At 73.7% G+C, this 608-nt stretch carries 1 protein-coding gene and 1 pseudogene; both read left to right on the top strand.

Annotated elements, in window-relative coordinates:
* Window positions 1-232: pseudogene (locus G3I65_RS56195) on the top strand (SGNH/GDSL hydrolase family protein); the annotation flags it as partial.
* A gap of 4 nt (window positions 233-236) precedes the next feature.
* Window positions 237-608, top strand: a 372-nt coding sequence (locus G3I65_RS56190) for a DegV family protein (protein WP_160704815.1), incomplete at its 3' end; no start/stop codon positions are given.

Here is a 608-nt window from a genome sequence, read left to right as displayed (position 1 = left end):
GGCCTACGGCGGCGTGCACACCGCGCGGCCGGCCGCGGCGGCCGCGATGGCGGCGTGGGGCGCACGGGCGAACGTTCCCCTGCTCGACCTCGAAGCCGTTGTCGGAGAGCACGTCCTGAGCGGTGAGGGCAACCCGGATGGCATGCACTGGGGCTGGCAGGGACACGCGTCTGTGGGCGACGCGATGTCCGTGTTGCTGGCGCCTTCGCTGACCCCCGGCCACGTAGGCTGACGGCGTGTCGGTCGCCGTAGTCACGGATTCCACCGCCCACCTGCCGGAGGGCTTCGCCGAACGGCACGCGGTCCGGGTGGTGCCGCTGCACGTCCTCGTCGACGGCGTGGTCTCCCTCGACGGCGTCGAGACCGGGCCGGCGGCGGTCGCCGAAGCGATGAAGCAGCGCAAGATCGTCACGACGTCGCGGCCGACGCCCACCGAGTTCGCCGCGGAGTACCGCGCGGCGCTCGCCGACGGCGCCGACTCGATCGTCTCGGTCCACTTGTCGCGCGAGCTCTCGGGCACGTGGGAAGCGGCGGTGCTGGCGGCCCAGGAGGTCGGGCCCGACCGCGTCCGCGTGGTCGATTCGCGGACCACGGCGATGGGACTCGGG

It is taken from the genome of Amycolatopsis sp. SID8362 (assembly GCF_010550475.1).
Lineage (GTDB): Bacteria > Actinomycetota > Actinomycetes > Mycobacteriales > Pseudonocardiaceae > Amycolatopsis > Amycolatopsis eburnea.
Note: the sequence above shows the minus strand (reverse complement) of the source record. Positions and strands in the feature narration are given on the sequence as shown.